Annotated in this window: 2 protein-coding genes; both read right to left on the reverse strand. The window is 47.0% G+C overall.

The annotated features are described in order from the left end of the window. Positions 1-173 precede the first annotated feature (173 nt). On the reverse strand, positions 174-2,918 hold the full coding sequence (locus HW45_RS22445; RefSeq protein ID WP_038229908.1) for a sulfide/dihydroorotate dehydrogenase-like FAD/NAD-binding protein: 2,745 nt from the start codon (positions 2,916-2,918) through the stop codon (positions 174-176). Positions 2,919-2,920: 2 nt separating this feature from the next. Continuing rightward, the gene (locus HW45_RS22450; protein WP_038229909.1) at positions 2,921-7,918 is read right to left on the reverse strand and encodes a 2-oxoacid:acceptor oxidoreductase family protein; all 4,998 of its coding nucleotides are present in this window, start codon (positions 7,916-7,918) and stop codon (positions 2,921-2,923) included. Positions 7,919-8,617 lie beyond the last annotated feature (699 nt).

Raw genomic sequence — 8,617 nt, forward strand, 5'->3', positions numbered from 1 at the left:
CCGAAACTCAGTATGTTGTTTAAAATGCGAGCTAATTAGCTGGCGTTCGATGTTTAGCTGAATTCGGCAGCAATGCTAACAGACTTGACTGGCTTTGAACAAATCATTGTTCATGCAGGAAACAAGTTCTTGTAAGAAAAAACGGCGGCTATCATTGATAGCCGCCGCGTCGTTTACTCCTCAATAAACTTGTGCTTTATCTGACTCTCTCTTTCCTGCGGTTTGAACTGATTAAACCTAGGTAAGAACTTGTCCCAATCGATCACATGACTGTTGATCTCAGGGCCATCGATACAAGCATGTTTACGAATCAATTTTCCATCTTCCATTACTGGGACCATACACGCACCGCACATACCAGTAGCATCTACCATGATAGAGTTAAGGCTCGCCACGCACTCCACTTTGTACTCCAAAGTTAAGTCGCTTACAGCTCTCATCATGAGTGGTGGACCTATAGTAATGACTTCCGCGATAGGTTCGCCTTGTCCGGCTTGATGCTCATCTAGGCGGTCTTTTAGAGGGGTAGTGACAAACCCTTCTACACCAAAGCTGCCGTCATTACTGGTATAGATGACTTCCAGTAAATCAGGGTAGAGCGCTTTGAGTGTTTCGACTTTATCGCCTTGCTCAGTCCAGAATGCTTGAGGTGCACCTCTAAAACCGGAAATCAAAGTGACTTTGTTACCAATTTCGAGGTGTGCGCGCATAATAGGATGAACAGCCGGAAGACCCACACCGCCTGCGGTGAAGTAGACTCTGTGATTATCTTGGTGCACAACGACTTTACTTGCTTGACCTAGTGGCCCTGCAATCGCTTCAAAGACATCGCCTTCCTGCATCTGGTTGATAAGTTTAGAGCTGCTTCCTAGCCCCTGAATCACTAACTCAATCGTCCCTTTTTCAGCATCCCAATCAGCGAGTGTCAGTGGAATTAACTCGCCTTTTTCATCGGCAAGAACTCGCACAAACTGACCGGGTTTTGCGGAGCGGGCGATAAGTGGGGCGGTAATGGTAAATTCGACAATCTCATCCGTAAGTTGACGACGTTTGACGATTTTAGCTGGCATTTGCCCAAGTTCAGTGTAATTGCTTGCCTGCGCGACTAACCCTTCGACTTCTTTTAAATTGAAGTCTAGCGTACTCATGATTTCACGAGCGGCTGCTTGCCCATCACCTGCCGCTTTAATGGCTGTTGAGCCACCACGAGTCGCATCACCACCACTATAAACACCAGCAAGCGAGGTTTCCTGCGAGCCTTTATTAAGCAGCAAGGTACCCCATTTCGAGGTGTTAAGATCTGGGTTGGCGTCTTTCATTATAGGGTTAGAGCTATTACCCAGAGCCATGATGGCGAAATCGACCTTCATTAGCTCCGTTTCCCCTGTTGACTGCGGTCTGCGACGGCCTGAGGCATCGGGCTCACCTAGTGCCATCACGTCTAAATCGGCAGTCGCCAGTACATGGTTTTTATCCCCATTAAACTGACAAGGAGAGCGCAGTTCTTTGAGCATAATACCTTCTTCTAACGCATGATGTAGCTCTTCCACACGAGCTGGCATCTCTTGTTGCGTTCGACGATAGACAATGGTCACGTTAGCGCCAAGGCGACGAGCGGTTCGCGCAGCGTCCATTGCGGTATTACCACCACCGATGATCATCACCTCTTTATTGTCCATCTCTGGCATAGGTGTCTCATAGTCAGGGAGGTTGGCGTGCATCAGGTTGACGCGAGTTAAGAACTCATTCGCTGACATGATATTAAGTAGATGCTCACCCGGAACGTTCATGAAGCGCGGTAGTCCTGCCCCAGTGCCGACAAACACTCTCACAAAACCTGCACGTTTGAGGTCCGCTAGAGTGGCAGTTTTACCTACGATGTAGTTAGTGACAAAGCGGCCTCCGAGCGCTTTGATTTTTTCTACCACGTCATCCACCAATTGGTTGGGTAGACGGAACTCAGGGATGCCGTAACGTAACACGCCACCTAGGACATGGAATGCTTCAAATACTGTCACGGGGTAACCAGCTTTGGCCAGTAGGTAGGCATTGATTAACCCAGAAGGCCCTGAACCTACAATAGCCACTGGCGGTTTGCTAGCGGCAACCCAAGGGTTACACGCCACAGGTTTCGGCGGCTCACCATTAGAAAGCTCGCGCTCCCGTTGTGGTAAGAACCACTCCAACTGACCGATCTCAATCGGTCTATCGTTATGAGTACATACACCTTGGCACTGAAGCTCCTGTGGGCAAACCCGACCCGTAACATTTGGCAGAGGGTTGGCGTCTCGTATTAGCTCAAATGCCGCTTTAAAACGGCCTTCGCCCATCAAGTTCAACACTTCTGGTATGTGGATCTTAACCGGACATCCTCCATCGGCTTCTTCCGCAGGATTGCCGTCGCGGTCGCACATTGGGACACCGACTTCACAAGGTTTGTCTTCGCATTGTTTATCGCGAAGCACTTCAAGCCACACGAACAGTTCTACTTCGCGCAGCGAATAACCCAGCCCCATGTAGCCAAGGTAGCCTTGGCTCACTAGATCGAAGTCTTTGCGGCGTTCTTCCGCGGGACGAACGTAAGGAGGAATGTTATTGCTGCCCGGCCAACCTTCAGATAACCCCTTAAACATAGGATAACGTTCTGAAAGGTGCAGGTCTAAGCCTTTAACAAATACCCGCTTTTGTTTCAGTGGAATTCGCCATAGATAACGCTGTAGTGCGGTACTAAGATCGTTGCCCGCGAGCAACAGATCCCATAGCTTAGTGGTGAACTCTGCCGATAGGTTACCGCGTTTCAGCGTGTCCTGGATTAGCTGTTGACTCTCTTCGATGATCATTTGCTGGAAGCGCTGTGGATTTTGATCCATGCGCTTTAGCATAAGCTCCCGTTGAGATTGAGTAAGTAAAGCGACCATAACTACACCTCCACCGAAGCAGGAGCGTTAAAGTGAATGATTTCAGCATCACACTCATCGGCGATTCGTGCGGCACGTTTCACTAACTCATCAGTGAGTGTCACTTTGGTCAATGAACCCGGAATGACTTGGCTAATCACTTTCGCTTCGCCATTCTCAACCACGGTTGTTTTCTCAAACAGTTCACTCAGTTGTTGGTAGCAGGTCTTGCAATCGGTACACAGACATTTTTCGTCCTCATTGATCGCGACAAGAGGTTGCGATTGTCCATCGGCTTTCGCAGGTGCGTCAGTGGCGTCGATTTGTGTCACAGGGATGCTACTGGTTGGTGTTGCAACCATAGCAAGTTCTGCTAGTCCGTTTGCGATGGACTCAATAGTTTGTTCATTGTTGTCCAAGGCTTGTTGATATCGCAGTTTCCACTCTTCGATTTGCTGCTGATAACCTTGCTCGATCTGCGCTATATGCTGTCCACTTAATGTTTGTAGCATGTGCCAGTTGCGAAGACGCTCTTCACTCAGTGCCACTAACGACGGTGAAACAGAGAGCTGCACCAAATGTTGCTGTTTATCGGTGGACCAGATAAACGGTACTTTATTTGCGCGTTCTTGAGCGCTTAGCTTGAGATAATCAGCGAGCTCTACGGTGTTGTCGTTATCGCTGACTAGCGCAAAGTGTTTCTTGAATCGACCCTCATACAACGCGAAGTCTGCGGCGGTAAATGGCACTTGTTTAAGTTGGGTCATGCCATCGTTATCTAGGTAGCTGATGGTATGTGTTGCCCAGTCCTGATCCAGCTCAGGGTTACCTTCAATAGAGAAACGCTCTGCTAAAGTCTCACCTTTACGTGGGTCGTGAACAAATACCGGACTCATGCGGCTCTCTACGGCTAAGCGAGAGTGTCGCGTGCTAGCATCATCGGCGATACCGTGCTCACCCATACAAGGGGTATAAACATCAAACAGTGCTGGTGCATCTTGATAATTCAAGTACTCCATCAAGTTCGACATAAAGTGACCTTGTAATGCCGTTGAGGTCTGTACCACCATGACTTTCGGATGGAAGGTAGCAATAATTCCTAGCTCTTTACGTGCCTCTTCTTTACCGCTATGAGCACTGCCGAAACGGCTGAGGTCGGAATCTTGCGCGGTAAAACTTGCTGTGGATGCTTGTCCTCCAGTATTAGAGTAGCTCCCAGTATTCAATACAAAGATCTTAATCGGTGTACTGGTAGTTAACAGTCTAGAAAGCGCACCAAAACCAATATCATAGGTTGCGCCGTCTCCACCTATGCTGAATACCGTTGGCATCAGTGCCAGTTCCTGATCGGACAACTGACTCCACTCAAGGTAACGAAGCTGACGATCGTGAATCTCTTCATCGTACATATCTTCTAATTCGAGTTTTGCAGTGCGCAGTGCTTTGAACTGTTCAAGCTGATTGGCTGCTTCACCTTCAAACAAGCCTTTCGCGACCGCCGGGGTGTCTTGGAACAAGCTGTTTACCCAAGGGTCGTTGTATGGGTTTGCAGGGAAGGTAGAGGCATAGACGCTACTACAGCCTGTGGCGTTAGCGATAAGTGCATCAGAAGGGCCATTTCCTGTTGGACCATGTTCGAATAGGAACAAGCGTTTTTCTAGCGTTTCAATAGTGCGAACTAAACGCTGGGTTCTGGTATTTTCACTGTCTTGTCCAACGATTATATCCAACTTGTCTTCAAGTTGCTCAATCATAGACTCAAGAGTCTGTATATGAGCTTGATAGCGTTGTTGTTGCAGTGCTCGGTTGATGGAGGTGACGAGTCTTAAGGCTGTGACCTCACCACAGCCGCGACATGCGCCGTGACCAGAACTCATTGCATAGTAGTTGCTGCGGTCGAGTAGCAAACGTTTTGACTCTGAGGCATCTTTCACACCTTGTTCAACAAAACGAGTAGGCGTATTTGGCATATTCGCTAGCGTGTTGAACAGTTCGTGCATTTGCTGGTTCATTTCGGTGGTTTGACGAACTTTTTCTAACGCATTCGGGCCGCAAACGTCGACACATTCCATACAGCCGCTACATTTGCTTGGGTCGATAGCCACAGAGAACAAACCGCCACTTCCTGGTACCGCTTTTTCCATCGCATCAAAGAATGGCTTGGTGCGGCTTACTGGTAAGGATTCTAATGCCACGCATAGCGCTGCCATTTGCAAGGCGATAGGCTCTTCAAAGGTCATGGAATCCACAACTTTTGATACGACTTGATGCAGTGGCTGTGATTCCCCTTTTGCCGAGCTGCGGTAGTGGTGGCGCACTGCGTCCAGAATTGGCGGCATTTTCGCTTTCAAACTATCGCGTTGTACAGGTGGAATATTCAGTTTGTCTATCGCTACATAGGCAATATCGTGCAGCTCATGCACCGCGTTAGGAATAGCGCCATCTGGGCAAGCAATAGTACATTCCATACAGCCAGTACACTTGTCTGCATCAAATTTAGGCACGTTAAGTCTAAAGAGTCCTTTATCTTTAGTGATGGCACTGGCAGGAGGCAGGAACATGCCAGAACCCGGGATAACAGGAGCTTCGCCAATGGAGCCATCAACGTAGCGTTTGCCTGCGATATTATTGAAATAAGAAGGATCAAATAGTCCGCAGCTGGCTTGCGCTGGTTTTTGGGTTTCGGTTTGCGCTAGCGTTTCACTGGTTTCGACGTTGTCGTTAAATGCACTGTAATTGACGTGCTGTGTGGCGTGCATGCCTTCACGAATCACTGCCATGTTACTGGCAACGACTTTCTCGCCTTTTGAACCAAATTTCTTGGCGATTTGTTGGGTAATGCGCTCTAACATCGCCGATTCATCAGCACCTTGGGTAACTTGTTTTGCATGTCCACACAAAGCTCCGATAAAGGCGATACCCATCATGCGGATTTCTAAATCAGCTGATGGCGCTTGCTCACGCGCTACCTTGAACGCATCAACAATGTAGAAGTTGATGTTGTTGTCACGAATGAACTGACGAGCACTCGCAGGGATCTCTTGCCAAACTTGCTCTGGTTCATGATGAGTTTGCAAAATGAAGGTGCCGTTTTTACTAAGACCCGCCAGTGGATTGGTGTGCATAAACACTTTATGGTCGGGTGAAAGAACGACTTCGACCTGTTGTAGTTCGGCATTGGTGATTTTGATAGGTTCTGGAGAAAGAGTAATAAAGAAGTTGGTTGGTGCGCCACTTTTCTCAGAACCATATTTCGGCATGGACTTCGAGTGCAATCCTAATGCACCAGAAAGAATGTCCGTCAGTAGCTTACCGGTGGCGATGGTGCCGTATCCACCGACAGAGTGGAAGCGTACACGCATTGCCGATTCAGGTAACAGGTTAGGGTTTTCGCCTGTTTCTAAAGCCATCAGCTCAGTATCTGGATAAGCAGAGCGTAATCGATCTTGAATCTGTTTCAGTTCGCCAGTTGCCTGTTTGTCGAAGAACTGGCTGCCTAGGTAGAAGAATGGCTTAATGTTCTCTGAGCGCATGTTATCAAAAGCAGCGATCAAGTGCTTAGGTTGCAGGTCGTGACCACCAAGTCCGAAGATACCAGTATTGATCATTGGTATGTGCGTTAGTGCTTTGATGCCATTGTGGCGAGGGTAGTGGGCATTTTCTTGCGCTTTAAATAGCGCTCTAGAGATGCGTGCAGTTAAGCGTGTTTCGTCGCAACGCTCTAGCACTGTTACCGCAGTTTTTCCCGCAAGTTTCTCGACGATTTGCGCTTCAGGGAATGGATGTAATTGTTTGATAGAGATGACGCCGACTTTTTGACCTTGTTCTCTGAGGTGCAAAGCAACAGCTTCAGCATCATCCGTGACCGAGCCTAAACCGACAATGACGTATTCTGCGTCATCACATAGATAATCCATGACCGGCTCATAGGTGCGACTCGTTAGCTCGCCATATTCACGCATGGCTTGCTCGATAAACTGTGGAACATCACTTAGGAAGTGGCTGCGATGGTCGACGATACCCGCTTGGTAGTCTGGCTGATTTTGGACACCACCCGTTAATCCTGGGTTATGCGGATCCATCAGCGCTGGTACACGTTGACGCGTATCTTTTTCATAGGCATTAAGCCAAGCACGTTGCCATTTTTTCAATAGTGCTTCGGGTAGGTAAGCGTTGGTGGATTCAATCAATTCGCCCTGAGCGTCTTTTTCTATCGCTGCTTCATTAGCTGTGATATAGCCTCTTAAGTCGGCTAATTTTTCAGGCCAAAACTGGTCTTGGTATTTGTCGATAAATTGATTGAGTTGCCAGACGCGGCCTTTGGCACCATATAGCATTCTCTGAGCTTCTGTTGGTGCGAGAATTCGATCGGTTGGGTCACCGAGATATTGTTTAAGTAATTCTGGCTCTGGTAGTTGAACTTCACTTTGAATATGGCTGGTTGCGAAGCCATCCATGGTATTGGCGACAGGAATTAGTGACAAGGCACTGACGCGATACGAAATGGCAGCAAGGTCGGCCGCTTCTTGGGCATTACTTGCAAATAAAGTGGTGTATCCAGCAGATAGTAGAGCGTAGACGTCATCATGTCCCGCCATTACATTCAGTGAATGACGTGAAACTGAACGCGCCGCGACATGAAGCACAAAACCTGCAGCCTTCTTACCGACGGTCACATAGTGCGATTCAAGCCCGTATAAAATCCCTTGGCTTGATGAAGCGTTGGAAATGTACTTGCCCCCTGTTAGCGCGGCGCCTAATGCGCCACTTTGCGCAGAATGCTCACCTTCAGGTTCGAAGAAGAATGGGTGTTGCCCCCAAACATTGCAGCCGCCTTGAGCTCTAAAGGCTTCATACAGTTCGGAAATCTCAGTAGAAGGGGTGATTGGGTATCCTATCACTCCACCGCAAACGTAATCCATAACATGTGCGACAGCGCCATTGCCGTGGATTACAGTAGTCAGGCCGGGATAGGATGGGGTGTTGTGGTGCGCATTGCTCCCTTGGGTCATCGTAGACATAAGAGGTTGCTCCTTGGTATATGGTTTTATTATTAGTTCGACTTCCTTAATGCGTCGATTCTTTACTCCTCACCAAATACTTCATGGCTAATTGCCAGCTTGCACCTTATCATTCAGAGCATTTGGTGATGAACCACATAAACCTAGTGATCGCTCTCGAGATGACCATCTGATGCTTATGCGTTAAATACTACACCAGTTGCAAAGACAACTTTGCTCGTATGTTCACAAAATCAACACAATTTATGTGGTTATAGAGATTAGGATAGAAGAGAGGTCGGTGAGCCTTATCAGGTGATGTTCAGAAAAAGAAAACTTCAGAATTACATGCGGTTAGTTTAGTTATAACCTATTGAAAACGATGTATTTTAATTAGTTTAGTTCAAGTTAGTATCTTTGATTTAAAAAAGTGTTACTTAAATAAATATTCAATGGTCTATTTTAATATGCCTACAGTGTAATATGGGAGTAGTCTTATTATTATCTATAGTAGTGCCAATTAATAAATTTAAAGGCATAAATATTAACTGTCTGATATCTATAATTATATTTTAAATGAATGTGAATAATTTCCGATCATGTTCAAATAATCATGTAAAAATTAGTAAACTGGATTTTATTAATAGTTAGGTTAGGATAATATTGTTCACTAATTAAGACAGAGATGTCTTTTATTTATCAACCTGATTAGAATAACTT

Source organism: Vibrio sp. ER1A (genome assembly GCF_000733315.1).
Taxonomy (GTDB): domain Bacteria; phylum Pseudomonadota; class Gammaproteobacteria; order Enterobacterales; family Vibrionaceae; genus Vibrio; species Vibrio mediterranei.

Bases quoted from the DNA above. Each gene is read 5' to 3' on its own strand.
- HW45_RS22445 (WP_038229908.1), bottom strand. From the start codon at position 2,918: ATGGTCGCTTTACTTACTCAATCTCAACGGGAGCTTATGCTAAAGCGC.
- HW45_RS22450 (WP_038229909.1), bottom strand. From the start codon at position 7,918: ATGTCTACGATGACCCAAGGGAGCAATGCGCACCACAACACCCCATCC.